The sequence below is a fragment of the Mariniphaga sp. genome (genome assembly GCF_041687215.1).
In the GTDB taxonomy this organism is placed as follows: Bacteria; Bacteroidota; Bacteroidia; order Bacteroidales; family Prolixibacteraceae; genus Mariniphaga.
This window is the reverse complement of sequence record NZ_JAWLCI010000004.1, coordinates 82,299-107,800: the sequence shown is the minus strand read 5'-3', so window position 1 is coordinate 107,800 and position 25,502 is coordinate 82,299. Positions and strand designations below refer to the sequence as shown.

The following is a 25,502-nucleotide window of genomic DNA, read 5'->3' as shown; positions in this document are numbered from 1 at the left end:
TTGTAATTTAATTTGTCAAACTTTTTTGGCAGAAACAGATGGTTTGCGAAATTTAACGCCGCTAAAAATTTACAAAAAATGGTGCATAAGAATAACGTGTTCATTAACTGGGCTGTAATCATGCTTTTATTGTGGGGTTGCAACAAAGAAGTAAAAGATCCTAACCTTATGATTCAGAAAGAAATAAACGAAGGCTGGACTTTCCGGCAGGCTGGTGAAGGTGAATGGATGCCAGCCACTGTACCGGGAACTGTTCATACCGATTTAATGGAAAATGGTGTGATTGACGACCCTTATTTCCGGCTCAACGAACTCGATGTGCAGTGGATTGACAAAGTGAACTGGGAATACAAAACCATTTTTTCGGTAGATGAAAATATGCTTGACCGCGACCGTGTCCAACTCGAATTTAAAGGACTTGATACTTATGCAGATGTTTTTTTAAACGGAGAGCAGATTTTGGCTGCTGACAATATGTTTCGTGAATGGCAGGTTGAGGTGAAAGATATTTTAAACGAAGGTGAAAACGAATTGCATTTCCGGTTTCGTTCGCCCATTGCGGAAGGCCTGAAAAAATACGATGCCAACGAATTTGTTTATCCGGGAGCCGAAAACGACCAGGCAGAACGGGGTGAAGTGGAAAGAGCCAAACGCGTGAGCATTTACACCCGAAAAGCGGGCTATCACTATGGCTGGGACTGGGGTCCGCGGCTCGTTACAAGCGGCATCTGGCGACCGGTTTCACTAAATGCCTGGGATGTTGCTCGTATTGAAAATCTGCAAATCATTCAAAATGAAGTTTCTGAACAAAAGGCCACATTTACAGCCGTTTTTGAAATTGAGGCTGAAAAAGAAGGAAAGGCAACCTTGTCAGTTAATAATGACGATGAAATTTTGGCAACAACTTCTGTTCAACTTCAGGAAGGCATTCAGCAGTACGAGGTGGATTTCGAAATTCAGAACCCGCAGCTTTGGTGGTCTAACGGATTGGGCGAAGCGTACCTTTACAACCTGACAGGGGAATTGAAAATAAGGCAGCGATCAATTTTTGAAAATACCCGCATCGGTATCCGCACGCTGGAACTGGTGCGCGAAGAAGATGAATTCGGCACCTCGTTCTATTTTAAACTGAACGGCCACCCTGTATTTATGAAAGGCGCCAACAACATTCCCAATGATATGTTTTTACCGCGGGTGACAGAGGAAAATTACCGAACCATGATTGAAACCGCCAAAAATTCGAACATGAACATGCTGCGTGTTTGGGGCGGCGGCGTTTACGAAGAAGATATTTTTTATGACCTGTGCGACGAAAACGGCATTCTGGTTTGGCAGGATTTTATGTTTGCCTGCGCCATGTTTCCCAACGACGAACCATTTTTGGAAAATATCCGGCACGAAGCCATCGACAATGTAAAACGGTTGCGCAATCACCCGAGTATTGCACTGTGGTGCGGCAACAACGAAATCCTTACCGCCTGGAATACCTGGGGCTGGAAAGGGATTGCTGAAAGGCAGGGCGAAGATGTTCCGGAGAAAGTATGGCAGGCTTACGTTGATATTTTTCACAAAACGTTGCCGGAAGTCGTGGAGGAATTTGACCCTTCACGCAGTTACTGGGGCTCAAGCCCGTCATCAGGTTTGGGTGTTCAGGCCGATTTGGTGAACGGCGACGAACATTACTGGGGCGTTTGGTGGGGCAAAGAGCCTTTTGAAACCTATGCCACGCACCTGGCCCGGTTCATGAGTGAATACGGGTTTCAATCGTTCCCCGAGTTTTCAACTGTTAAGAAATATACCGAACCCGAAGATTTTGATATCTATTCTGAAGTGATGAAATCGCACCAGCGCTCGTCCATTGGCAACGAAACCATCGAATATTATTTGCTGAAGGAATACAGGCGTCCTAAAGATTTTGAATCGTTTCTGTACGTAAATCATGTGTTGCAGGCCGAAGGTATTAAGTTCGGACTGGAAGGTCATCGCCGCGCCATGCCGTTTACGATGGGAAGTTTGTATTGGCAACTGAACGATGTATGGCCTGTGGCCTCGTGGAGTTCTACCGATTATTACCAGAAATGGAAAGCTTTGCAGTATTATGTGAAAAAAGGATTTGAGCATGTTTTGGTCAGCCCATACCAGGATGACCTTAAGTTTAAAGTTGGCATTGTAAACGACCGGCTGGAACAGGTAAGTGCCCAGCTCATTCTGAAAATGATGGATTTCGATGGGCGTGTGATTTGGGAAACAGCATCGCTGGTTGAGATTCCAGCCAACTCAAGTAAAGACTATTTCAACGAAAACAAATTTGAATTTTTGTACCGGAAAGATTCCCGGAACTTGCTTTTTTCGGCCGAACTCATCGAAAACGGAATAACTATTTCCCGGAATTTATACTTTTTCAGGCCGTTTAAGGAGCTCAATGTTCCGAGCCCTGAAGTGGTTTATACCCTTGCAAAAACAGACTCAGGTTTTGATATTGAATTGAAAACCGACAAACTGGCCAAAAATGTTTATTTACAAATTGGAGATGAGGAAGGATTCTTCTCCGACAATTATTTCGATATGTTGCCCGGCGAAAAAGTTACCATCAACCTGAAAACAGATATTTCGGAAGAGAAATTGATTGAATTGCTAACCGTTCGAACGTTGGATGATGCGTTTTAAGTTCGCATAAAATCTTATTTTTGCAGGAAAACCTGATACTATGCCCAAAAAGCTTTCGCTCGAAAAAAAATACATCAAAGTTTTGCTACTGGAAGGCATTCATCCATCTTCAGTAAAGGATTTTGAATCTGCCGGGTACACCAATGTGGAGTACCTCAAAACTGCTCTCGATGGTGAAGAACTCGAACAGAAACTAAAAGACACTCATATTCTGGGAATACGGTCGCGAACGCAGCTTACTCAGCAGGTTTTAAAAAAAACGAAAAAACTTTTTGCCGTGGGTTGTTTTAGTATCGGAACCAATCAGGTTGACCTTCTGGCAGCCAAACAACAAGGTGTTCCGGTATTTAATGCTCCATTTTCCAATACGCGTTCGGTAGCAGAATTGGTGATTGCTGAAATTGTTATGCTGATGCGCGAAGTTCCGGCAAGAAATGCGGCTGCACACCGCGGCGACTGGCTAAAAGCAGTTGGAAATTCCTGTGAAGTTCGTGGGAAAAACCTCGGAATTGTGGGGTACGGGCACATTGGTTCGCAAGTTTCTATTCTGGCCGAAGCCATGGGAATGAATGTTCTCTATTTCGATATTGAAAAGAAACTGAGCCTGGGCAAAGCTTACGCCTGTGAATCGCTCAGCGAACTGCTCAAAAAATCGGATGTGGTAACCCTGCATGTGCCAGAAACTTCGGAAACACGGAACATGATTTCTATTGAGCAGTTTTCACAAATGAAAAAAGGTTCTCTTCTTATCAATGCTTCTCGTGGTTCGGTTGTGGATTACGAAGCGTTAGCTCAGTTTCTTAAAAATGGTCATTTGGCAGGTGCGGCAGCCGATGTTTTTCCCACAGAGCCGGCTTCCAATACTGAGAAATTCAGTTCCCCCTTGCAGGATTTTGATAATGTACTGCTTACTCCGCACATTGGCGGCAGTACGCAGGAAGCGCAGGAAAATATCGGGTTGGAGGTGGCTGAAAAACTCATCCGATACAGCGACAATGGTTCCACAGTTGGTGCAGTCAATTTTCCGCAGGTTTCCATTCAGCCCAACTATGATAAGCAGCGGTTTCTGCACATTCACAAAAACATGCCCGGTTTGCTGAAAGACATCAACTTCGTTTTTACCAACAAGGGAATAAATATTGCCGCACAGTACCTGCAAACCGATGCCGAAATCGGTTATGTAATTATTGATGCCGAATGCAATAACTGTGATAAAATATTGAAGGAACTAAAAGCCATTCCGCATACAATACGGGCGAGGATGCTTTATTAGCCCAAAGGATGGCATCCCTTGACGTTTCTTGTAGCAAACTTGAAATGAAAAGATGGGATGCTATCCGAAAATGTTCAGGAAGTTTTTTTGCAGATTTTAAAAATAAGCTATGGATAGCATCGCTCATAAGCGATGCCATCCGGCGCTCAGATGGATGGCATCTTTTGTTGCTTTCTTGCAATGTTTTGAAATGAATTGATGGGATGCTATCCCTAAATTTTCAGATAACTTTTTCTACCTTTAAAGCAAAAATGCCTGCAAATAAAACAATAATGCCGCTTTTAGGCGGAGCTTACTTCCACATTTTCAATCGGGGTATTAACAGAAACACGATTTTTTTCAAACCTGAAAATTATGACTATTTCCTGTATCTCTGGACGAAGCATCTAAATGATTATGTTGATGTACTTGTCTATTGTTTGCTGCCCAACCATTTTCATTTTCTTATCAAATTATCGGAAAAAATTGTAATTGAAAATCCGGATAATAATGAGACAGAGGAGTTGACTAATGAATCAGAAGTTGGAGCTTTCATCTCAGAAAGATTACGGAGGTTGTTTATTTCTTATTCGCAGGCAATTAATATTAAGGAGAACAGAACTGGAAGCCTGTTTACCCGAAATTTTAAGCGTTTAATGATTGAGGAGGATGAGTATTTGAGGTATTTGTTTTTTTACATCCACTACAACCCTGTTAAACATGGACTTACAAATGATTTTAAAAATTACAAATACAGTTCTTATCAGGCTTATATTAGTAATAAACCAACAAAAATTTCCAAAGAATTAGGACTAGTGCTTTTTGATGGCCTGGAGAATTTTTTGAATTTCCATAATTATTTTCATGAAGAAAAAAGTAGTTTGAATCTAGAGTAAAAAGCTTTAAAGGATGGCATCCCTTGTCGTTTCTTGCAACTGCCTTGAATTAAGATGAAGGGATGCTATCCGTAAATGTCCAGGAGGTATTTTTGCAGAATTTCAAAATAAGTTATGGATAGCATCGCCCCTAAGCGATACCATCCGGCGCCTTGAAGGATGTTATCCGAATTACAGTGATTTTAGCGTTTCCACAAACCCCGGCGCCTTCCGATGTTCTGTTGCCTGCTCAAACGCATAGGCAATTTTCAACAAAACAGGTTCGCTCCATGCCTTGCCAAAAATGGAAATACCGGCAGGCAAACCGTGCACAAACCCCATGGGAACGGTAATGTTCGGGTAACCCGAAATGGCTGCCGGCGCCGAGCTGCTTCCCGAAAAATGGTCGCCGTTAACCCAGTCGATATTCCAGGCCGGGCCGTTTGTTGGGGCAATGATGGCATCCAGCCGGAACTTGTCCATCACTTCATCAATTCCTTCCTTTTGGGTAAATCGTTTGGCTTCTTCCAGTGCTTTCAGGTATTCTTCGCTGGTTAAATCGCCTTTTTCCTGTGCCAGTTCAAAAATTTCCTGACCGAACCAGGGCATCTCTTTTCCGGCATTTCGTTTATTGAATTCAATAAGTTCTTCCAGGCTTTTTACCGGCACGTTCGGATGGCTTTGCAGGTAGTTGTTCAAATCGGTTTTAAATTCGTAGAGCAGAACTTCCCATTCAGCGGCTCCCCATTTTTGCTGATGTTCAAAAGTAACTTCATTGATAACTTCAGCGCCTTTCGACTTCATCACCTCCACAGCCTGCGCAAAAAGTTCGGTTACACCTTTATGAAAACCGGTCATTTGAGTGGCAATGCCAATGCGCATTCCGTTCAGTCCTTCCGGGTTGAGGAATTGCGTGTAGTCAGAAAAAATTTCCCCTTTTTCAATGTGCGTTTTCGCATCGTTTGGGTCAAAACCAGACAGTGCTCCTAACAAAATGGCGGCATCTCTCACCGTGCGGGTCATCGGTCCGGCAGTATCCTGGCTGTGCGCAATGGGAATAATTCCGCTTCGGCTCCACAATCCAAGCGTAGGTTTAAGTCCAACAATTCCATTTACTCCCGACGGGCAGACAATGGAACCGTCGGTTTCGGTGCCAATGCCAAAGGCACACAAATTTGCTGCAACTGCGCTGCCTGTGCCCGAGCTGGAGCCACACGGACTGCGGTCGAGGCAATACGGATTACGCACCTGGCCACCGCGTCCGCTCCACCCACTTGATGAGTTGGTGGAACGGAAATTGGCCCATTCACTCAGGTTGGTTTTTCCGAGCAAAACGGCGCCGGCTTCGCGCAGTTTTTTTAAAATGAACGCATCTTCTTCTGCAACATGGCCTTCCAATGCCAGCGAACCGGCTGTGGTTTGCATTTTGTCACCAGTATCGATGTTGTCTTTTATCATGATTGGTATTCCATGCAACGGTCCAAGCACTTTTCCGTTTTTCCGCTCTTCGTCCAACCTACGGGCAATTTCAAGTGCGTCAGTATTCAGTTCCATCACCGATTTCAGCACAGTGTCAACCTGTTCGATACGGGAAAGATATTTTTGGCAGATTGATTCGGAGGTGAGCTCACCTTTCTGCATTTTTTGCTGCAATTCTTCCACCGTGATTTCATTCAGCTCAAATTCCGAAAAATCGGGTTGGAGTTCGGAGTTTTTATCTGTGGTTTGGCAACTTGCCAGCCCGGTAACTGCAAGTGCTGAACCGCTGAGGGCAGTGGTTTTGAAAAAAGTTCGGCGTTTCATAAAAATGGTTTTTAGCTTCAGGAATTAAAAATAAGGTTTTCCTAACATTTTAGAGCAGAAAAAGAAAGTAAGTTCCAATAAAAGAATCCAACAGGTTTTGGTATTTTTGAATCCTGTAAACCATTTGAATTAAAACAATGGTAAAAAATTTTAAAGACAAGCTCTACGAAATTATTTTTGAAGCCGATACCCGGGCAGGAAAAGCATTTGATGTTGTTTTACTTGTGGTAATTTTGATGAGTGTTGTATTGGTATTGCTTGAAAGTGTGCCGGCCATAAGAAAGAATCATGGCGATACACTGATATTGCTGGAGTGGATAATAACTGTGATTTTTACATTTGAATACATCGTTCGGATACTTGTTGTTAAAAAACCGTGGAAATATATTTTTAGTTTTTACGGAATTATCGATTTTCTGGCGGTTATACCAAGTTATTTGGGATTGATAATAATCAGCTATCAAAGTTTGATGGTAATCAGGGTTTTAAGGCTGTTGCGTGTATTTCGGATACTTAAACTCACCCGCTATACCGCTGCGGGGCGCACTTTGGCAAAAGCCATTTGGAATAGTCGCGAGAAAATAAATGTATTTATATTTTTTGTCATCATTTTGGTAATAATTGTTGGAACTCTAATGTACCTGGTTGAGGGCGAAGCAAGTGGTTTTAACAGTATTCCGGTGAGTATCTACTGGGCCATTGTTACGCTTACAACAGTTGGTTATGGCGATATTAGCCCCATTACGCCATTGGGGCAGTTTCTTGCCAGTTTGGTAATGATTATGGGGTATGCCATAATTGCTGTACCTACCGGAATTGTTACCGCCGAAATGATGCGTCCGTCAACCCAAAGCAATACTCAGGTTTGTTCAATTTGCCTTCACGATAAGCATGATGACGATGCGCTATACTGCAAGAAATGCGGGGAAAAACTTCATCCTGAAAAAAAATCAACCGAATAATTGAATTTTTTGTAACGAATTTCAGACAATAAAGTCTTATTGTCAGCTATAAACAATTCAATAATGTAAACAATGAAAAGGAAAACAATTTTATTGGGATTATTTGTACTGGCTGTATGGGTAATTTCAGGCTGTGCCACCGTGTACAAAACTTCGGAACTGGAAACTTCCGGGGAAAATTACAAAACCATTGCTATTTTGCCATTCGAAGTAACCGTGCAATATAACCGGTTGCCAAAAAATGTTACGTCGGAGCAAATCAGGGAAAATGAATACGAACTTGGGTTTGTTTTTCAAAACCAGATTTACAACCGTTTTTTGCAGAAAAAGCACAAGTTTGCGGTAAATTTTCAGGATGTGGATAAAACCAACATGATGCTCAGACGAAATCAGATTGACATTTACAATCTGGGTGAATTTTCAAAGGATGAACTGGCCAGGTTGCTCGAAGTGGATGAAGTTATTTCTGCCCATGTGATTACATCCAAGCCAATGTCAACCGGAGCTGCACTTGCGGTTGGAATTCTGTTCGACATTTGGGGGCCGACCAACACGGCAGAAGTAACTGTTTCACTGCACAGCGGAAAAAATTCTGAATTATTGTGGAGATTCAATCATGTTTATTCCGGAGGTGTAGGAAGTAGCCCTGAACAGTTGACACATGCCATGATGGGGCCTGTTTCGAGGAAATTCCCATACAAAAGCTAAAAGTTTAAACCGGTTTTACGCCGGTTTTTTTGTTCCATCCGGTTAACAACACATCAACAATTGTGGATATTTATATTTGTTGAAAGGAAAACCAAGTAACATGATTGTTTATTTTTGCCTGTAAAGAAAAAAGTTGGTAAAAATGAAACAATATTTGCATTTACTGGAAACCATTTTGGAGAACGGAGTTGAGAAAACAGACCGCACGGGAACCGGTACAATCAGTGTTTTCGGGCACCAGATGCGGTTTAATTTGAGTGAAGGTTTTCCGGTGGTTACCACCAAAAAGCTGCACCTGAAATCAATTATTCATGAATTGCTGTGGTTTCTGGCCGGAGATACCAACGTGAAATATTTGCAGGATAACGGCGTGCGCATCTGGAACGAATGGGCCGATGAAAACGGCGAACTTGGTCACATCTACGGTTACCAGTGGCGCTCTTGGCCTACCCCCGACGGCAAGCACATCGACCAAATCAGCCAGGTGGTCGATTCCATCAAAAACAATACAGATTCGCGGCGGCATATTGTCAGCGCATGGAATGTGGGCGAACTGGACAAAATGAACCTGCCGCCCTGCCACGTTTTGTTCCAGTTTTACGTGGCCGACGGAAAATTGTCGTGCCAGTTGTACCAGCGCAGTGCCGACGTTTTTCTCGGAGTACCTTTCAATATTGCTTCGTACGCACTGCTGACGTTGATGATGGCTCAGGTAACCGGCCTCAAACCCGGCGATTTTGTGCATACTTTTGGCGATGTACATATCTATTCCAACCACATCGAACAGGTGAAACTGCAGCTCACAAGGGAACCTTTTCCGTTGCCAACCATGAAAATCAATCCAAATGTAAAAAGCATTTTCGATTTTAAGTTTGATGATTTTGAGTTGGAAGGATATCAGGCACATCCACATATAAAAGGGGAAGTGGCCGTGTAGGAAGAAGCTCCAAAAAACAAAATACAAATGACAATTAAATTCCAGTTTTGCAAAATTCAAATCCCAAACTACTTTGATGATAGTTTGATTATTAGAGAATTGATATTTGGAGTTTATTTGAATTTTGAATATTGACCATCGTAATTTACAAGAACTATGATTCATAAAAACATTTCCATCATTGTAGCCATTGCTGAAAACTTCGCCATTGGCAAAAACAACGATTTACTGTTTCATTTACCCAACGACCTGAAACGGTTTAAACAGATTACCACCGGGCACAGCCTGATTATGGGCCGGAACACGTTGTTATCGTTGCCCAAATGGCCGCTGCCCAACCGCCGGCATATTGTTATAACCGACAAACCGGACGATGTTTTTTCGGGGTGCGAAGTGGTTTTTTCTGTTGAAGAAGCCATTGAAAAAGTTAAAGATGAAACGGAATCCTTTGTGATTGGTGGAGGAATGGTTTACCGACAGTTTTATCCACTGGCTGGAAAATTATACCTCACTTTGGTTCATCAGCCTTTCGAGGCCGATGTGTTTTTTCCCGAAATAGATTTTTTGGAATGGAAGGAAGTGGCACGTGAAGATTTATACGATGAAAAAAACGGTTTTCACTATTCCAACTTGAACCTGGTCAGGAAATCATTGGAATAATTCTTTTCTTTGCTGAAAAATTTCTATCGACCATGCTAAAATTCACTGCATTTTTCTGTTTAATGCTGGCAGTAATTCTGGTTGCTGCACAGAATCAGCCGTTGCTGAAGCTCCGCTACGAAGAAAATTATACGCCCACCTACGATGAGGTAATTGAGATGTACCAAAAGCTGGACTCGCATTTTGAGAATGCGGTTTTGCTGGAAAAAGGCCTTACCGATTGCGGGAAACCGCTGCATCTTTTTGTGATAAACAACAGTCCGGAATTTGATGAGGCCAAAATAAGGGAGCAGAGAAAAGCGGTGTTGCTTATAAACAATGGAATTCACCCGGGAGAACCGGCCGGAATTGATGCCAGTCTGCAATTTGCCGACGATATTCTCAGAAATAAGGATGGAATGGCTGAAATCCTTGAAAATGCAGTAATTATTATCATTCCGGTTTACAGCATTGGCGGCCATCTGAACCGGAGCGCATACAACCGCTCAGGACAAACGACGCCTTTCGAAACCGGCTTCCGTGGAAATTATGCCAATCTCGATTTAAACCGCGATTTTACCAAGGCAGATTCTGAAAATGCCCGCAGTTTTTACAAAATTTTCACAGAGTGGAATCCCGATGTTTTTCTGGATACCCACACCACCAACGGCTCCGACCACCAGTACAGCATTACCCTTGTTCAGCCGCCATCGGCAAGGTTTCCCAAAAAAATGGAAACGTACCTGGAACAAACTTTCATTCCCGCACTTTACCGCGAAATGAAAAAGGGTAAATACGAACTGATTCCCTATGTGGATTATTTTTATCATGACCCGAAACACGGAATTGCCCGTTCACTGGAAGGTCCGCGTTATTCGTCGGGTTTTGCTTCCATGTTTCACACCATTGGAATGATGACAGAAAATGAGATTTACAAAGCTTATCCCGACCGGGTGAAATCGTGTTACCAGTTTATTCAGATGCTGGCTGAATACACTTCGGAAAAAAGCAGTGAAATTCAGAAAATCAGGGTCGAAAGCATTCGTGAATCCATGGAATTAACAGAATACCCGATTGGTTTTGAAATGGATTCCACTAAATTTCAGATGATTGAGTTTAAAGGTTACGAGGCTGTTGACGACCAGATTAGCCAGGTTACCGGGTTACCCCGATTTGGATACGATTTGAGTCAACCTTACACCACAACCATTAAATACCTCGATTCCTGGATTCCTGCTGAAACGGTGGAGGTTCCTGAGTTTTATATTCTTCCGCAAAATTACAGGGATGTGATTGAACGGCTCGATTTGCTAAACATCCAGTATTCCCGGCTTCAGAATGATTCTTTGGTGGAAGTTACGGTGGATTACATCGAAGAATTTACCAGTCCGCCACAACCTTACAACGGACATTTTTACCATAGTTCGGTAGTTACCCGAAACGAGTTGCAGAAGATGCAGTATTACAAAGGTGATTTGTTGATTCCGGTTCGGCAGGAGAAAATCAAGTACCTGCTGGAGATGTTCGAACCCAAAGCGGTGGATTCATTCTTTCGCTGGAATTTTTTCGATAATATCCTCGATCAGCGCGAATATTTTTCTTCGTATGGTTTTGAGGAAAATGCCCTGAAATATCTGGAAGAGCATCCGGATTTTAAAGCCCGGTTTCTGGAAGCGCGGCAAAAGAATTCGGTGCTTGCAACCAATCATCGTGCCCAGTTGGCATGGATTTACAACAATTCAGAATGGCTCGAGAAATCGTGGAAACGTTACCCGGTCGGAAGAATTTTCAACTGACTTTTTGTTTTCAGGACAAGAGTTTGCCCAGGTTGTCGAACTTAACGTTGTAATCTTCCATGGCAAGTTTTATTACTTCGTAAGCTTCATCCACTTCATATATCGTGGGAATTTCGGTATAACGGTCTTCACCGGGCATATCTTTGTAGGTGAGGAAATAGTGTTCGAGACGCTGGATAACGATTTTGGGAACTTCGGTAATGTTTTTAAAATGCCCGTAAACCGTGTCGTTCATAAGCACGGCAATAATTTTATCGTCGGCCTGATTGCCGTCAATCATTCGAAATCCTCCAATGGGTCGTGCATTTACCAGCAGATCTCCATGAGCCAGTGTTTTTTCGGTTAGCACACAAATATCGATCGGGTCTCCATCGCCTTCAATATCCTTTTTGCCTGTTTTAATATTGCAAAATTCGCCCACATTTTCTCCACAAAATGTTTGGGGAATGAAGCCGTAAAGTGCTGGAATTACGTTGGAAAACTTTTGCGGACGGTCAACGCGCAGGTAGCCGCTGTCTTTGTCAATTTCGTATTTAACGGTGTCGGTCGAAACCACTTCAATAAAAGCGGTCACCTCCTGGGGTGCGTTCTTGCCAATAAAAACACCGTGCCAGGGATGTGATTTGTAGCGGAGGCCCATCAAACGGCCAATTGGGTCTGAAAGTCTGTCTGCCATTTTTTTTGTTTTTAATTTGGTAGTTCAACCTTTGAAACTGTAAATAGTTCAAAAAAAAGAAAAAATCCGCAGGAATTATTCCCCACGGATTTTTTGGTGACTCATTGAAACTCAGTTAAACAAGTTTTGTTTCCATCCGGTTGCCTGCCTTGTCAACGGCTGCAACCAAAAATTCAGAACTGGTTTTTTCGGTTTCAAAAACAAACGGTTTGCTTTTCAGAAGTTGGGGTGAGTGTTCCACTTTCCCGGCAAGTTGGCCGTCAATCAGCACTTCGTAATGTGAAAGCGGTTCGTCACCGGCATATGCAGTTTGCCATTTTACCAGGTTTTTTCCGTCTTTTTCTTCTTTTTTCAACATGCGCGGACCGGCAATAAATTCCTCTTTTCCCATTTGGAAATAATTGGTTTTGCCATTTTTAACGCCGGCAGCCATCTGTTCAATTTTTACGCGTTCGTCGGCAGTCAGTCCGTCGGGTTCAATCTGGCAGGCATAAAAATTTTGCACCAACTGGCACTTCATCGGGTCGTCGTCGATGTGGCCAATACCAATAATTAAAGTGTGAACGCCTGGTGTGGTGAGCGAGTATTCAACAAGCGGACGGCTTGGTAATCCTGGTTTTCCCACTTCCATATAAACGTGTTCCGGTTTGTTCGACCAGGTAGGTTCTTTGTGGTACAAGGCGGCATCGGCAAAGGTTTTCATACCGATAATACCCATTCCTTTGGCTTCGGCAACCGGAATTACATTGTGCTGCATGTTGAACATCAGCCGGTCGTTGGCGTTGATGGCAATGAGCATTCCCTCCAGAATTCCCCATTCGTCGCGCTGAATCATGTCAATCATGGCTGGCGGATTGTTGTGCCCCGAAAAGCCAATGTGCTTAATTAGCTTTTCATTTTTCGGGTTCATGCCGGTGAGGTTGGTTCCATCGCGCAAATCGCGCAGTGCAACCAGGGCTCCGAAATTTCCGGTGGGGTCGAGAGGAGTTTCCAGGCCTTCATAAAGCACATCAATTTCGGCTTCGTTGTGTAGCGTGTGAATGAGCACCATATCGAGGTAAGCGCCCTCGGGATAATTGCCGCTGCCATCGCCAAAAAGCTGGGTGAGCGAACGTTTTACGTCATCCACTGCGCACTGCACGCTTTCGCCGTTTGACCAGTTTACCACACCTTCCCGCTCAGGCCAGCCGGGTTTTCCCCAGCGCATGCCTGTTTTACTGGTTAGCCAGATGGAATTGCGCAGTTCTTCGTTGTAACTTTCTTCTCCCGGAATCAGGTTCAGTTTTTTGAACGCTTTGTTGAAGTTCAACTGACTGCCGGCATACAGATTTGAAGTATCGAAATAATTGATCCCCAAATCGAATGCTTTCAGAATGATTGGAACCGGATCCAAACCTTCGGCTGTCCATTGAAGCGAAGCCTGGCCTCCCAAACCAAAAGTGGTGACCATAAAGTCGTGTTTCCCAAACTTGCGCTTCATGGGTGCAGGTACCTTTTCTACATTGCAGCTTCCCAGCGACATGGTTGAAACCGCTGCCGTAGTAGCTGCAGTTACTTTAATAAAATTTCTTCTTGAAACGTTGAATTTGTTGTTAGTTGCCATAATTGTAAGTTTTCCATAAAGTTACAAAAATATTCGTGAACTTTAATTTTGTATGATTTACAGGTTAATTTTTTGCAAAACTTATAAATTATTGTGAAGGGTTGTAACCTGAAAGGAATTTGAAGAACCCCTGGCTTTGATTTGATACATTCGGTTTTACAATGTGTTTCCATTCATTAACGCAGGTCAATAATTCCCTTCATTATCCGAATATTTCTGTTATTTTCGCAATTTCTTTATATCTGTTTATTTTATGTGGCTGAAGGTTTCGAGCATTATCCTCAGAAATAAGATACTATTACTTGGCATTTTGGCAGTTATCACGCTTTTTTTTGGTTACCATGCCCGAAAAGTGGAGATGTCTTATGAATATGCCTTAATGCTTCCCCAAAAAGATCAGGCTTTTAAAGACTACCTGGAATTTGTGGAGGTTTTTGGTGAAGAAGGAAACCTTATTATCATCGGAATTCAGGATTCAAATTTTTTTCAGATTGACCGGTTTAATGCCTGGAAAAATTTTTGCACCGAACTTTCTGGTGTAGAAGGCGTTGAAGATTTATTGTCGGTTTCAAATAGTTATAATCTTGCAAAAAATACTTCCGAGCGCAAGTTTGAAATTGAACCGCTTTTTCCAGATTCTATTGACACACAGGAGGAAATTGACCGGCAGGCCGAAATTTTCCGAGGCCTGCCTTTTTACCGGAAACTGGTTTATAATACTGAAAACCACACCTATTTGTTGGCCATTACAGTGAACAAAGATAAAATGCATACGAAAGACCGGGAAAGGATGGTTAAATCCATTCAGAAAATTGCCCGGAATTTCGAAACCAAGCAACAGGTGGATTTGCATTATTCTGGTCTGCCGTATATTCGCGTTGTCAATTCCATTAAAATTAAAAGGGAACTTTACATGTTCAGTGTTTTGGCACTGTTCATTTGTATTGTTGTGTTGTTTTTGTTTTTCCGGTCGTTTAAAGCCGTTTTTTTTCCGGTAATTATTGTTTTAACCGGCGTTGTCTGGGCCATGGGAATGCTGTCGTTGTTCGGGTTTAAAATTACCATTCTTTCCGGAATGATTCCGCCACTTTTAATTGTAATTGGCATTCCCAACAGTATTTATATGTTGAACAAGTTTCATCACGAATACGTTCGCCACGGAAATAAAATAAAAGCATTGCAGCGGGTAATTATTAAAATTGGCAATGCTACATTTTTAACCAACCTGACCACTGCTGCAGGATTTGCTACATTCATTATTGTAAAAAGCGATATTTTAAGGCAGTTTGGAATTGTGGCTTCGTTAAATATTATGGGTTTGTTTGTTTTGTCGTTGCTGTTTATTCCCATAATATTCAGTTTTATTGAACCACCTTCGAGCCGACATGTAAATCACCTGAACAGCAAATTTGTTTCAGGAATCATTCGCAAACTTGTTCTAATTACTGAACACCACAGGAAAATAGTTTATGTTGTTGCGGTTGTAATTTTGGGAATAGGAGTTTACGGAATTACCCTGATGAAAAGTTCTGGATACATGGTTGACGACATTCCTGAGCACGACCCGGTGTATAAAGATTTGAAATTTTTTGAATCGAATTTTGATGGGCTGATGCCTTTGGAAATTATGGTGGACACCAAACGCCCGGGCGGGGTAATGCAACTGGCTACTTTCAACAAAATTGACCAGTTGGAAAATACACTTGCAGAATTTTCCGAACTTTCTCCTCCGCTTTCGTTACTGAACCTGTTAAAATTTTCGAAACAGGCTTTTTATAACGGGCATGAAAATTATTACAGTTTACCCAACAACCGGGAACAGAATTTTATTTTGCAATATGCCCGTATGGGAGAAAACAATGCCGGAATGTTACATTCTTTTATCGACAGTGCAAAGCAGGTTACCCGGATAAGTTTAAGGATGAAAGATGTTGGCACCAAACGTATGGAGGAATTGTATGCCGGATTTATTGCTGACATTGATTCCATTTTTCCCTCCGACAATTTTAATGTAACGGTAACCGGTTCCAGTGTAATATCTTTTAAAGGAACCCAATATTTGCTCAGGAACCTTTTCGCCAGTCTGGGGTTGGCCATTTTGCTCATTTCAATTTTTATGGCTATCATGTTTTCTTCATGGCGAATGGTTATCATGTCGCTTACGCCCAACATAATCCCGCTCATTTTTACAGCAGCCATAATGGGGTATTCAGGCATTCCAATAAAGGCCAGCACAATTTTGGTATTCAGCATTGCATTTGGAATTTCGGTTGACAATACCATTCACTTCCTGGCCAAATACAGGCAGGAATTGATTGCCACCGGCTGGGACATCAGGCGTTCGGTAGTACTTGCATTAAAAGAAACCGGAGTGAGTATGTTATACACTTCGGTGGTGTTGTTTTTTGGTTTCGGTATTTTTTCACTTTCCGGATTTGGCGGAACCGTTGCCATGGGGGTGTTGGTTTCTCTAACTTTGCTTGTAGCGGTAACTTCCAATCTGGTTTTACTGCCATCGTTGCTCACCAGCCTCGACAAGTTAACTACAACCCGTTCATTTGAGGAGCCCCTGCTTCATATTTACGATGAAGAGGAAGATATTGAGCTGGAAGAGTTGAAAATAAAAGATAACAATCAAATCGAATAAGTTATGTTCCCAATTGAAGAGTTGCAGAAAAAAATTGACGAGGAAATTGCCCGCAGGTCAGCCGGATTAAATGACAGACAACCTGCCGAACTTTATGCTCCTATTGATTATTCGCTTGGGGTAGGAGGAAAAAGATTGCGTCCGGTTTTACTTCTGATGGCTTTTAACCTTTTTTCCGATGAAATTGAAAAGGCATTACCTGCCGCAATAGCTGTTGAGGTTTTTCACAATTTTACCTTGCTGCACGACGATATTATGGATAAAGCAGAAGTACGCCGAAACAAACCAACCGTACATTTAAAATTCAGTGAGAACAATGCGATTCTTTCAGGAGATGCCATGGCGTTTCTTTCCTATCAGTATTTACTCGAATGTCGCTCAGAAAGAATGTTTGATGTGGCCAGCCTTTTTACCAAAACTGCACTCGAAGTATGCGAAGGGCAGCAGTACGATATGGATTTTGAAAATCGTCTGGATGTTACTGAAGCAGAATATCTGGAAATGATAAGGTTAAAAACTGCCGTATTGTTAGGTTGTAGTTTGCAGGCCGGCGCGTTGCTGGCAAATTCTGCCGATGAAACGGTACAGCAACTTTACGATTTTGGAATTAACCTTGGAATGGCTTTTCAACTTCAGGACGACTGGTTGGATACATTTGGAGATCAACAAAACTTTGGTAAAAAAATTGGGGGCGATATTTTAGCCAATAAAAAAACATACCTTCTGATAACTGCACTCGAAAAAGCAACTGAAAGCAGTAAAATTACGTTAACAAAATGGTTGAATACTGTTGATTTTAATGCTGAAGAAAAAATTGATTCGGTAACAGAAATTTATAACATGTTGGGTATAAAAGAAATCACCAAAACAAAAATAGAACACTATTTTGGTCGGGCGGCAGAAATTCTTAATCAGCTTCCGGTAAATGATTTAAACAAGAAACACCTTATTGAATTGAGCCGGAATATGTTAGGAAGAAAATCCTAATAAAAAATGGTGTACTTACATTTTACTGTTGAATGAATTTAAACCTTTTATAACTTTGAGGCGCAAAAAAAAAGCGGTATCTTTTGCCGCTCTTCAAATGAATAAAACAGATGAACCAAATTAAAGGAAAAATTATTCAGGTTATCGGCCCTGTGGTTGATGTTAGCTTTGAGAAAGAAGGAAATGAACTTCCTACCATATACGATGCCCTTGAGGTGGTAAGGGAAGGGAAAGATAACCTTGTTGTTGAATGTCAGCAACACATTGGCGAAAATACCATCAGATGTATTGCCATGGACTCAACCGATGGTTTAAAAAGAGGCATGGATGTTATTTCGACCGGTAAACCCATTATTATGCCCAAAGGGGAGAATGCCCTGGGTAGGTTACTGAATGTTACGGGCGATTCGGTTGACGGTTTGGAACAACTCCCCAAAAATGGGTTCAAAATTCATAATGAACCGCCCAGATACGAAGATTTGATTACCGAAACCGAAGTGTTATATACGGGCATAAAAGTTATCGATTTGATTGAGCCCTATGCCAAGGGTGGTAAAATTGGATTGTTTGGCGGAGCCGGTGTGGGGAAAACGGTTTTAATTCAGGAATTAATCAATAATATTGCATTGGCACACAGTGGTTTGTCTGTTTTTGCAGGTGTTGGCGAACGTACCCGCGAAGGAAATGACCTTTTGCGCGAAATGATTGAAGCCAAAATTGTGGATTACGGCGATGAATTCCGCGAGTCAATGGAGAAAGGCAGTTGGGATCTTTCGAAAGTGGATGAGGAGAAACTAAAGAAATCAAAACTTGCTATGGTTTTCGGGCAAATGAATGAACCGCCCGGAGCACGTGCCAGGGTGGCGCTTTCCGGATTGGCCATTGCCGAAAGTTTGCGCGATAGTGGAAAGGAAACAGGAGAAGGTCGCGACATTCTCTTTTTCATTGACAATGTTTTTCGTTTTACGCAAGCCGGTTCAGAGGTTTCGGCACTTTTGGGAAGAATGCCGTCAGCAGTGGGTTATCAGCCTACACTGGCAACCGAAATGGGCATTATGCAGGAACGTATCACTTCAACCAAATTTGGGTCTATTACCTCAGTTCAGGCGGTTTATGTGCCGGCTGACGACCTTACCGACCCGGCTCCGGCAACTACATTTGCCCATCTTGATGCCACAACAGTGCTTAGCCGTAAAATTGTGGAATTGGGAATTTATCCGGCTGTTGATCCGCTCGATTCATCTTCCCGTATTCTTACTTCCGAAATTGTAGGAGAGGAACACTACAATTGTGCACAAAATGTTATTCATCTGCTTCAGCGGTACAAAGAACTGCAGGATATTATTGCCATTTTGGGAATGGATGAACTTTCTGAAGAAGATAAACTGGTGGTTCACAGAGCGCGCCGTGCCCAACGATTCCTTTCGCAGCCGTTTTTTGTGGCTTCGCAGTTTACAGGCCTCGAAGGAAAACTGGTATCTATTGAAGATACCATAAAAGGATTTAATATGATTTTGAGCGGCGAAGTGGACAAGTATCCCGAAAGTGCCTTTAACCTGGTGGGAACTATAGAAGAGGCCATTGAAAAAGGAGACCGTTTGCTGGCCGGCAAGTAATTTTAAAAATTAAGATCATGTTTCTCGAAATCATCACACCCGATAAAAAAATTTACGAGGGAGAAATAAAACGAATCAGGTTACCCGGTAGTAAAGGATTGTTTGAAATTCTGAAAAACCATGCGCCTATTATTTCAACCCTCAGTAAGGGCGTTATCAGGGTTATTGATGAAAAAGACCGCCGGTACACCTTCGAAGTAAGCGGGGGAATTGTTGAAAATAAGGACAATACTGTAATTGTTTTACTGGAATCAGTTTGAAAATTAAATTCCTGATCATACGGTTGAGCTCCATTGGCGATATCGTACTTACATCGCCGGTAGTACGCTGCTTAAAAAAGCAGGTTGAAGGCGCCGAGATCCATTTTGCAACCAAAAAGAAATACCAATCGCTGGTTTCTTCCAGTCCGTATATCGAAAAAGTACACACCCTTTCAGGAAACCTTTCGGAGTTAATTGAACAGCTTAAACAGGAGCAGTTCGATTACATTGTTGATTTGCATCAGAACTTCAGGAGTAATCGCATAAAAAGCAGGATTGGTGTTCCTTCTTTTTCATTCAAAAAACTTAATATCGAAAAATTTCTGCTGGTAAAATTTAAAATTAACCGATTACCCCAAAAACACATTGTTGACAGGTATCTCCAAACGTTATCAGTTTTCGAGGTAAGAAACGATGGGGCAGGCCTCGATTTTTTTATTCCTGAAAATGAGGCATTTAATTTTAAAGATTTGCCAGAAAAATATCAAAACGGGTATGTTGCGTTTGTAATTGCAGGAACCTGGGAAACTAAAAAACTACCGGCTGAAAAAGTAGCTGAAATTTGTAATAACATTTCTTTTCCAGTGATTCTTTTAGGTGGGCAGCTTGAAACGGAGGAAGGGGAGAGAATTGTGGCTTATACAGGTGAAAATGTTTTAAATCTGGCGGGGAAAATTAGTCTGTACAAATCGGCCAGCCTGGTGCGCGATGCCCGCGTGGTATTAGCCAACGACACGGGTCTGATGCACATCGCCGCTGCCTTTAAAAAGAAAATTCTTTCATTTTGGGGAAATACGGTTCCACAGTTCGGAATGTATCCCTACCAGGCGCATCCGGCTTCGGAAATGCTTGAAGTGGAAGGATTAAAATGCCGTCCTTGTTCCAAACTTGGTTACCATTCCTGCCCTAAAAAACATTTTCGCTGCATGGAAGATCAGGATGTTGAACGGGCAGTGCAATGGATTAATCAACATTTTTAGAGTTGATAGAATATATTTCCCCAACCATTTCTGATTCAGTATGCCGTAAGGTTGTGACTGCAGGAGTGAAGCCCGGTCCAATTATCCATTTTGTTTGGTCAGCCAGATCGGGCCTTTTAGTACTTTAACAATAATTTCGAAGTGGAATATCGTTGTATTTTATTGATTATTAGATAAATGGGTTGTGTTGAATTTCAAAATGAAGCTTCATTGTACCCTGAACTTAACAAACCGAAAATTTGTTATTGGAAAAATGGAAAAACCTTTATTTTATGAATCGGACAAAATTTATTTTAACAACCCTCGCATTTTACCCTTTAACGCTTTTGGCGAAAATTCTCCCTAAAACTGCTCTTGGAATCACCAAAGGATTTAAGGTAAATTCTGGAGAAGCCAGATTTGGAGTTCACTATAAAATGAAAGGGGTTACACTAAATACCTTAGATATTAAAATTTCAGGAAAAGACACTGAAAATGATTTGGCTGTTTTTGAACAGACAGGTTTAACGCCAAACGGCGGACCGCCCCTGCACATTCATCCGAATCAGGATGAATGGTTCTATGTGATTGAAGGTGAGTATAAATTTCAGGTTGGCAACGACACATATCAAATGAAAGCCGGAGATATCATCTTTCTTCCGCGAAATATTCAACATGCATTTGTTCAGCTAACCGAAAAGGGAAGAATGATAGTTTCTTATTTACCGGCAGGTAAAATGGAAGATTTTTTTGCAGTAACTGATAAGTGGACTTTGCCGCCAGCAAAAGAAGAAATTGAGCAAGTATTTGCCGACCATGACATGAAAGTGGTTGGACCGCCCTTAATAGTTGATTGAACAATTCGTGCAAAATACAAATACATCATAAGATTGTGGCAATGCTTTTATTGTAAGTAATACCCTGAATTTTTTTGTAGAAATGTTATCCGGTTAGATGAATTTAAGTTTATTAGAAATTGATGTTACCATAGTTAAATCTGACAGAAAGCTGTTTTTAATCTTTCCAGTCCCTCTTCCAGCACACTTCGGGGGCAGCCAATATTCAAACGCAACCATCCGTCGCCACCTGTGCCAAAACGTCCGCCGTTGTTCAGCCCAACTTTTGCTTTTTCCACAGTGAATTTCATAAGCTCTTCGTCATTCATTCCGTAGGCACTGAAATCGAGCCAGATTAAAAAGGTGGCCTCGGGTTTCATCACTTTAACTTTGGGCAAGTGTTGTTTCATGAATTTTTCAAGTAAAAGATAATTTTCCCAAAGGTAATCCATCAACTGTTCGAGCCATTCATCTCCATGATTATAAGCAGCTTCAAGCGCTACTGAACCAAAAATATTTCCCATGCCCAGGTGCCCCACATTTAAAGCCCTTTCATATCTGGCATGCTTTGCTTTTTCTGGTATAATTACCAGCGAAGAAGCCAAACCTGCCACATTAAACGTTTTGCTGGGAGCCATACAAACCACCGAATTTTTAGCCGCTTCCTCCGAGAGGGTAGAGAACGGAATATGAGTATGTCCTTCAAAAATCAAATCGGAATGAATTTCGTCGGAAATAACAGTAATACCGTGTTTAAGACAAATTGCCGAAAGTTCTTCCAACTCGCTGCGGGTCCAAACCATTCCACCCGGGTTTTGCGGATTACACAACAAAAGTAGCTTGGTATTTTTATCAATTTTCGATTTCAAATCGTCAAAATCGAAGGTAAATCTACCATTTTCAATTTTCAGCGGATTTTCAATCAATTTGCGTTTGGTTCCTTTCACACTGTCGAAAAACGGGAAATAAACCGGAGGCTGCACAATCACACTGTCACCGGGTTTCGAAAAGGTTTCAATAGCAATGGTGAGACCGGCAACAACTCCCGGACTAAAGGAAATCCACTCTTTTTTTATCGACCAGTTGTGGCGGCGTTCCATCCAACCAATTATTGCATTGTAATAGGAATCGGGTTTAAATGTATATCCATAAATTTCGTGTTCGGCCCTTTTTTTTATGGCCTCCACAATAAAGTCAGGAGTACGAAAATCGGTATCGGCCACCCACAACGGCAGAACATCGTCAGTTTTAAACATCCACTCTTTTGCATCGTACTTTATGCAGTTGGTTCCACTGCGTGGGATAACTTCATCAAAATTATATTTTTTCATGTTCAGATTTTTTTCAGAGATTTTCGGGCATATCAATTTTTTGCAGAAAATTGTAAGCACTGCTTTTTTCAACCCTAAGCACAAAATTAAAACGATTCAGGTCAAGACAAAGATCAAAATCTTCTTTTGGCGCCCATTCCTGTTTTTCAGCTTCAAAAAAACGTTTTCCCGAGCCTTTTCTGATAATTTCTTTCATTTTGTTGAAATCGTTGGGCAGTCCTTTTAACTCATTTCTGATATACTCGGCGCAAAGTGTATCTTCGTCGGTTGGATATTCACAGGCATAACCCATACAAACCAACGATAAAGTTTCGGGGTTCAGTTTTTTTATGTACCGAATAATAGCATGGGCATTTACAAAGCTGCCTGTAATTATTTCAGGTGCGTGAGCCGCGGCCTCAATGCCTTGCGTTCCCGAGCTGGTGGTGTGTACAATTGTTTTACCTGTTAAATTTGCATGAAGCAATTGAGAAGGTGAATTGCCGAAATCGAATCCGTGCGGTTTCATTTCGTTGCGTTCGCCCATTAACAGAAATTCCGGATTTTTTTCCCTGATTTGATAAGCTTTTTCAATATTTCCTACGGGAATTATTTTTTCAGCTCCCTTTTCCATGGCAAAGCAAGCGGTGGAAAATGCCCTGAAAACATCTATAATCACGGTTAATCCTGTTGCATCTTTTGCTCCGTCAATCAATTGGAGTATTTGAATGTCCATTTTATCCTTTTTTGCGAAAATAAGTAAAATTAACTTAACATATCTGAAATAATTAAGGCACGATAATTGATAATAACATATTATTAAATGTAATGTATTTACTCACAGCATTTTAAATTATAAATTACATTCAGTTAATATATCTTCCATTAAATTCACAATTATTTGATAAACTTTTAACGTATGTTTTACAGCATATTTTTAAAAACAAACTATGTTTGCACTGTCAATCAAAATTAAACGAAAGACAAAATTTGAAGTCATAGGAAAACAGAAACAATTAAAAAATGTGACTTAAAAACAGTTAAAAAATTAAAATTGAAAAACATGAAAACAATTAATTTAGCTTTTACAGTAGCAGCTTTAGCAGTAGCAACAATTTCCACTGCGGTTGAAAAACCAAAAATGAATGTTGTCCCGATCAATTCAGAGCGGGCAATCGTTTCAGTTACCAACGAAAATCCTGCAATTTTTGAGGTGAGTATTAAAGCCGAAAATGGCGACATGGTTTATTACAAACAAACCAGCGAGCCAGTTACCGATTTCAAACAAATTTACGACTTTAAAGGTTTGGAGGATGGAAAGTACGTTCTGAACCTGAAAGTAAACGACACAAAAGTGATGAACGATTTTCAGGTATCGGGAAGCGGAATTGAAGTTGGAGAATCAAAAGTGCATTTTGCACCTTACTTCGATTTTAAAAACAATGAGTTAAAGCTTTCGTACCTGAATTTTGACCAGGAAAGCATGAAATTGTATTTCTACAATAGCGAAGGCCTGGTTTATGAAACAAAACTGGGAAGAGATTTTAACATTACTTCCGGTTACGATTTGTCAAAGCTTGAAAATGGAAATTACAAGGTAGTTTTAAGTTCATATAACAACGAATTTACTTATAATTTGGTGAAATAAATTGGTTAATGGAAGAAAGGAAAGGCCTTGCATTTGCAGGGCTTTTTTATTAACACCTGTTGAAAAATAGTTCTGAGTTGGTTGAAAATTTCAGAAATTTTTTAACAGGTTTCACCGTTTATATCCGTAACTTATACGTTAATAGTAAATTAATAGAAATGTTAAAAAAACATGTTAAAAAACACATCTAAAAATTTCTTCATACATTTGCAGAAGACATTTTAGTCTTTTTTTAACGAAAATTGAAAACTATGGAAACAAAAGTAAATCAAAATCAGATTGTTATTACAACCGGATCTGAGGATGTGAAACAAAAACTGCCGGTTAATCTTATCCTTTCGCTGGCAGCGGGTGCAATTGCCGGAGTGGCAATTATTTTCGGCCTGTTTTGGGGTGCCGATTTGCTTTTTAGCCTTTAATTGAGGTGACTACTATTTATTAAAAACAATATGATTTGAAGGACTCTGTTACTTGCGGGGTCTTTTTTTTATGCCCCAGTTCAAACCAAAATCAATTTTTAAATACTTTTTGCCTGAAATTTCGCATTTTTGCTGCCGTAAATTTTAAACTGGAAATGAACAACCTTAGCAATGAATTTTCACTTTCAGGTTCTAATTCAGGGCATTGGTAATTCGCGTGTTTTTAAAGATGATAAGATGGAAGTAAAAATTTTAGGCAACAACCATTCGGTATTCAACCAATACCTCGCAGAGATAAGAGATATATCCATTCAGAAAGATCCTTTACGTTTTCGTGAAAATCTTTATCGTTTAGGCGAACTATTTGCTTATGAAATCAGTAAAGATTTGAAATATTCTGTAGCAGATGTAATTACACCTCTGGGCGTTGCCCAAGTGCCCATGCTGGAAAAGCAACCGGTACTTGCTACCATTTTAAGGGCTGGACTCGCCATGCACAACGGGTTATTAAAAATCCTCGACCGGGCTGAAAATTGTTTTATTTCTGCCTATCGGAAATATACTGATAATGGCGGCTTCGAAATAGAATTTGAATACATGGCATCTCCATCACTGGATGGCAAAGTGGTTATTTTATCTGATCCCATGCTTGCATCAGGAAAATCGATGGAAATTGGGTACGAAGCTTTGTTCAGCAAGGGAACGCCGGACCATGTGCACCTGGTTTCAATTATTGCCAGTCAGCAGGGAGTAGATTATATTCTGAAAACCATAAAAGCTGATAATGTAACACTTTGGCTTGGTGCCGTTGATGAAGGGATGACCCCAAAATCATACATTGTTCCGGGGCTTGGCGACGCCGGTGACCTGGCTTATGGTGAAAAAATTGATTCGAAATAGAA

General features: G+C 41.2%; 22 protein-coding genes. 17 read left to right on the top strand and 5 right to left on the bottom strand.

What is annotated here, in order from left to right:
* Window positions 1-78: 78 nt before the first annotated feature.
* The 3 genes from ACESMA_RS03250 (at window position 79) to ACESMA_RS03240 (ending at window position 4,815) form a co-directional block, all read left to right on the top strand.
* Window positions 79-2,667: a beta-mannosidase gene (locus ACESMA_RS03250; RefSeq protein ID WP_372947329.1), complete on the top strand. Its 2,589-nt coding sequence runs from the start codon at window positions 79-81 to the stop codon at window positions 2,665-2,667.
* A 40-nt stretch (window positions 2,668-2,707) separates the two neighbouring features.
* Window positions 2,708-3,940: a phosphoglycerate dehydrogenase gene (gene serA / locus ACESMA_RS03245; RefSeq protein ID WP_372947328.1), complete on the top strand. Its 1,233-nt coding sequence runs from the start codon at window positions 2,708-2,710 to the stop codon at window positions 3,938-3,940.
* 251 nt (window positions 3,941-4,191) lie between these two features.
* Window positions 4,192-4,815 (top strand): transposase, encoded by a 624-nt coding sequence (locus ACESMA_RS03240; RefSeq protein ID WP_372947327.1) that lies wholly within the window; start codon window positions 4,192-4,194, stop codon window positions 4,813-4,815.
* 171 nt (window positions 4,816-4,986) lie between these two features.
* On the opposite strand, the gene ACESMA_RS03235 is transcribed toward ACESMA_RS03240, so the two are convergent.
* The gene (locus ACESMA_RS03235) at window positions 4,987-6,597 is read right to left on the bottom strand and encodes an amidase (protein ID WP_372947326.1); all 1,611 of its coding nucleotides are present in this window, start codon (window positions 6,595-6,597) and stop codon (window positions 4,987-4,989) included.
* A gap of 137 nt (window positions 6,598-6,734) precedes the next feature.
* Here ACESMA_RS03235 and ACESMA_RS03230 point away from each other — a divergent pair, with 137 nt between their 5' ends.
* The 5 genes from ACESMA_RS03230 to ACESMA_RS03210 all read left to right on the top strand — a co-directional run bounded on the left by ACESMA_RS03230 (window position 6,735) and on the right by ACESMA_RS03210 (window position 11,639).
* A complete protein-coding gene (locus ACESMA_RS03230; RefSeq protein ID WP_372947325.1) occupies window positions 6,735-7,559 on the top strand; it encodes an ion transporter in 825 nt (274 codons plus the stop codon).
* A gap of 72 nt (window positions 7,560-7,631) precedes the next feature.
* Complete coding sequence (locus tag ACESMA_RS03225) at window positions 7,632-8,267, top strand: hypothetical protein (protein WP_372947324.1); 636 nt, start codon at window positions 7,632-7,634, stop codon at window positions 8,265-8,267.
* 142 nt (window positions 8,268-8,409) lie between these two features.
* Complete coding sequence (locus ACESMA_RS03220) at window positions 8,410-9,204, top strand: thymidylate synthase (protein WP_372947323.1); 795 nt, start codon at window positions 8,410-8,412, stop codon at window positions 9,202-9,204.
* Window positions 9,205-9,360: 156 nt separating this feature from the next.
* Complete coding sequence (locus ACESMA_RS03215) at window positions 9,361-9,864, top strand: dihydrofolate reductase (protein ID WP_372947322.1); 504 nt, start codon at window positions 9,361-9,363, stop codon at window positions 9,862-9,864.
* A 32-nt stretch (window positions 9,865-9,896) separates the two neighbouring features.
* Window positions 9,897-11,639 carry a M14 family zinc carboxypeptidase gene (locus ACESMA_RS03210; RefSeq protein ID WP_372947321.1) on the top strand — a complete coding sequence of 581 codons (1,743 nt, stop codon included), beginning with the start codon at window positions 9,897-9,899 and terminating at the stop codon, window positions 11,637-11,639.
* A 10-nt stretch (window positions 11,640-11,649) separates the two neighbouring features.
* On the opposite strand, the gene ACESMA_RS03205 is transcribed toward ACESMA_RS03210, so the two are convergent.
* Both ACESMA_RS03205 and ACESMA_RS03200 read right to left on the bottom strand, forming a co-directional pair.
* The gene (locus ACESMA_RS03205) at window positions 11,650-12,315 is read right to left on the bottom strand and encodes an inorganic pyrophosphatase (protein ID WP_372947320.1); all 666 of its coding nucleotides are present in this window, start codon (window positions 12,313-12,315) and stop codon (window positions 11,650-11,652) included.
* A gap of 115 nt (window positions 12,316-12,430) precedes the next feature.
* On the bottom strand, window positions 12,431-13,918 hold the full coding sequence (locus tag ACESMA_RS03200; protein WP_372947319.1) for an aldo/keto reductase: 1,488 nt from the start codon (window positions 13,916-13,918) through the stop codon (window positions 12,431-12,433).
* A gap of 253 nt (window positions 13,919-14,171) precedes the next feature.
* On the opposite strand from ACESMA_RS03200, the gene ACESMA_RS03195 reads away from it, so the two are divergent.
* The 6 genes from ACESMA_RS03195 (at window position 14,172) to ACESMA_RS03170 (ending at window position 21,244) form a co-directional block, all read left to right on the top strand.
* The gene (locus tag ACESMA_RS03195) at window positions 14,172-16,565 is read left to right on the top strand and encodes an efflux RND transporter permease subunit (protein WP_372947318.1); all 2,394 of its coding nucleotides are present in this window, start codon (window positions 14,172-14,174) and stop codon (window positions 16,563-16,565) included.
* A 3-nt stretch (window positions 16,566-16,568) separates the two neighbouring features.
* Window positions 16,569-17,552, top strand: coding sequence for a polyprenyl synthetase family protein (locus ACESMA_RS03190; RefSeq protein WP_372947317.1), 984 nt, complete (start codon window positions 16,569-16,571; stop codon window positions 17,550-17,552).
* Between the two features lie 110 nt (window positions 17,553-17,662).
* Window positions 17,663-19,168, top strand: a complete 1,506-nt coding sequence (gene atpD, locus ACESMA_RS03185; RefSeq protein ID WP_372947316.1) for a F0F1 ATP synthase subunit beta — start codon at window positions 17,663-17,665, stop codon at window positions 19,166-19,168.
* Between the two features lie 17 nt (window positions 19,169-19,185).
* Window positions 19,186-19,428, top strand: a complete 243-nt coding sequence (atpC, locus tag ACESMA_RS03180) for an ATP synthase F1 subunit epsilon (protein WP_372947315.1) — start codon at window positions 19,186-19,188, stop codon at window positions 19,426-19,428.
* On the top strand, window positions 19,425-20,408 hold the full coding sequence (locus ACESMA_RS03175; protein WP_372947314.1) for a glycosyltransferase family 9 protein: 984 nt from the start codon (window positions 19,425-19,427) through the stop codon (window positions 20,406-20,408). The genes atpC and ACESMA_RS03175 overlap by 4 nt, the downstream gene beginning before the upstream one ends.
* A gap of 272 nt (window positions 20,409-20,680) precedes the next feature.
* Window positions 20,681-21,244: a cupin domain-containing protein gene (locus ACESMA_RS03170; RefSeq protein WP_372947313.1), complete on the top strand. Its 564-nt coding sequence runs from the start codon at window positions 20,681-20,683 to the stop codon at window positions 21,242-21,244.
* Window positions 21,245-21,378: 134 nt separating this feature from the next.
* On the opposite strand, the gene ACESMA_RS03165 is transcribed toward ACESMA_RS03170, so the two are convergent.
* Together ACESMA_RS03165 and ACESMA_RS03160 are read right to left on the bottom strand one after the other, a co-directional pair.
* On the bottom strand, window positions 21,379-22,554 hold the full coding sequence (locus ACESMA_RS03165; protein ID WP_372947312.1) for a MalY/PatB family protein: 1,176 nt from the start codon (window positions 22,552-22,554) through the stop codon (window positions 21,379-21,381).
* Between the two features lie 13 nt (window positions 22,555-22,567).
* Window positions 22,568-23,269, bottom strand: a complete 702-nt coding sequence (locus tag ACESMA_RS03160) for a 2-phosphosulfolactate phosphatase (protein WP_372947311.1) — start codon at window positions 23,267-23,269, stop codon at window positions 22,568-22,570.
* Between the two features lie 327 nt (window positions 23,270-23,596).
* Between ACESMA_RS03160 and ACESMA_RS03155 the strand changes: the two genes are divergently transcribed.
* From ACESMA_RS03155 to upp, 3 genes are all read left to right on the top strand, one after another.
* Window positions 23,597-24,181 carry a hypothetical protein gene (locus ACESMA_RS03155; RefSeq protein WP_372947310.1) on the top strand — a complete coding sequence of 195 codons (585 nt, stop codon included), beginning with the start codon at window positions 23,597-23,599 and terminating at the stop codon, window positions 24,179-24,181.
* A gap of 251 nt (window positions 24,182-24,432) precedes the next feature.
* On the top strand, window positions 24,433-24,600 hold the full coding sequence (locus ACESMA_RS03150; RefSeq protein ID WP_372947309.1) for a hypothetical protein: 168 nt from the start codon (window positions 24,433-24,435) through the stop codon (window positions 24,598-24,600).
* Between the two features lie 171 nt (window positions 24,601-24,771).
* Window positions 24,772-25,500, top strand: a complete 729-nt coding sequence (gene upp, locus ACESMA_RS03145; protein ID WP_372947308.1) for a uracil phosphoribosyltransferase — start codon at window positions 24,772-24,774, stop codon at window positions 25,498-25,500.
* The last annotated feature ends 2 nt before the right edge of the window (window positions 25,501-25,502 follow it).

Bases quoted from the DNA above. Each gene is read 5' to 3' on its own strand.
- ACESMA_RS03250 (WP_372947329.1), top strand. From the start codon at position 79: ATGGTGCATAAGAATAACGTGTTCATTAACTGGGCTGTAATCATGCTT.
- serA (WP_372947328.1), top strand. From the start codon at position 2,708: ATGCCCAAAAAGCTTTCGCTCGAAAAAAAATACATCAAAGTTTTGCTA.
- ACESMA_RS03240 (WP_372947327.1), top strand. From the start codon at position 4,192: ATGCCTGCAAATAAAACAATAATGCCGCTTTTAGGCGGAGCTTACTTC.
- ACESMA_RS03235 (WP_372947326.1), bottom strand. From the start codon at position 6,597: ATGAAACGCCGAACTTTTTTCAAAACCACTGCCCTCAGCGGTTCAGCA.
- ACESMA_RS03230 (WP_372947325.1), top strand. From the start codon at position 6,735: ATGGTAAAAAATTTTAAAGACAAGCTCTACGAAATTATTTTTGAAGCC.
- ACESMA_RS03225 (WP_372947324.1), top strand. From the start codon at position 7,632: ATGAAAAGGAAAACAATTTTATTGGGATTATTTGTACTGGCTGTATGG.
- ACESMA_RS03220 (WP_372947323.1), top strand. From the start codon at position 8,410: ATGAAACAATATTTGCATTTACTGGAAACCATTTTGGAGAACGGAGTT.
- ACESMA_RS03215 (WP_372947322.1), top strand. From the start codon at position 9,361: ATGATTCATAAAAACATTTCCATCATTGTAGCCATTGCTGAAAACTTC.
- ACESMA_RS03210 (WP_372947321.1), top strand. From the start codon at position 9,897: ATGCTAAAATTCACTGCATTTTTCTGTTTAATGCTGGCAGTAATTCTG.
- ACESMA_RS03205 (WP_372947320.1), bottom strand. From the start codon at position 12,315: ATGGCAGACAGACTTTCAGACCCAATTGGCCGTTTGATGGGCCTCCGC.
- ACESMA_RS03200 (WP_372947319.1), bottom strand. From the start codon at position 13,918: ATGGCAACTAACAACAAATTCAACGTTTCAAGAAGAAATTTTATTAAA.
- ACESMA_RS03195 (WP_372947318.1), top strand. From the start codon at position 14,172: ATGTGGCTGAAGGTTTCGAGCATTATCCTCAGAAATAAGATACTATTA.
- ACESMA_RS03190 (WP_372947317.1), top strand. From the start codon at position 16,569: ATGTTCCCAATTGAAGAGTTGCAGAAAAAAATTGACGAGGAAATTGCC.
- atpD (WP_372947316.1), top strand. From the start codon at position 17,663: ATGAACCAAATTAAAGGAAAAATTATTCAGGTTATCGGCCCTGTGGTT.
- atpC (WP_372947315.1), top strand. From the start codon at position 19,186: ATGTTTCTCGAAATCATCACACCCGATAAAAAAATTTACGAGGGAGAA.
- ACESMA_RS03170 (WP_372947313.1), top strand. From the start codon at position 20,681: ATGAATCGGACAAAATTTATTTTAACAACCCTCGCATTTTACCCTTTA.
- ACESMA_RS03165 (WP_372947312.1), bottom strand. From the start codon at position 22,554: ATGAAAAAATATAATTTTGATGAAGTTATCCCACGCAGTGGAACCAAC.
- ACESMA_RS03160 (WP_372947311.1), bottom strand. From the start codon at position 23,269: ATGGACATTCAAATACTCCAATTGATTGACGGAGCAAAAGATGCAACA.
- ACESMA_RS03155 (WP_372947310.1), top strand. From the start codon at position 23,597: ATGAAAACAATTAATTTAGCTTTTACAGTAGCAGCTTTAGCAGTAGCA.
- ACESMA_RS03150 (WP_372947309.1), top strand. From the start codon at position 24,433: ATGGAAACAAAAGTAAATCAAAATCAGATTGTTATTACAACCGGATCT.
- upp (WP_372947308.1), top strand. From the start codon at position 24,772: ATGAATTTTCACTTTCAGGTTCTAATTCAGGGCATTGGTAATTCGCGT.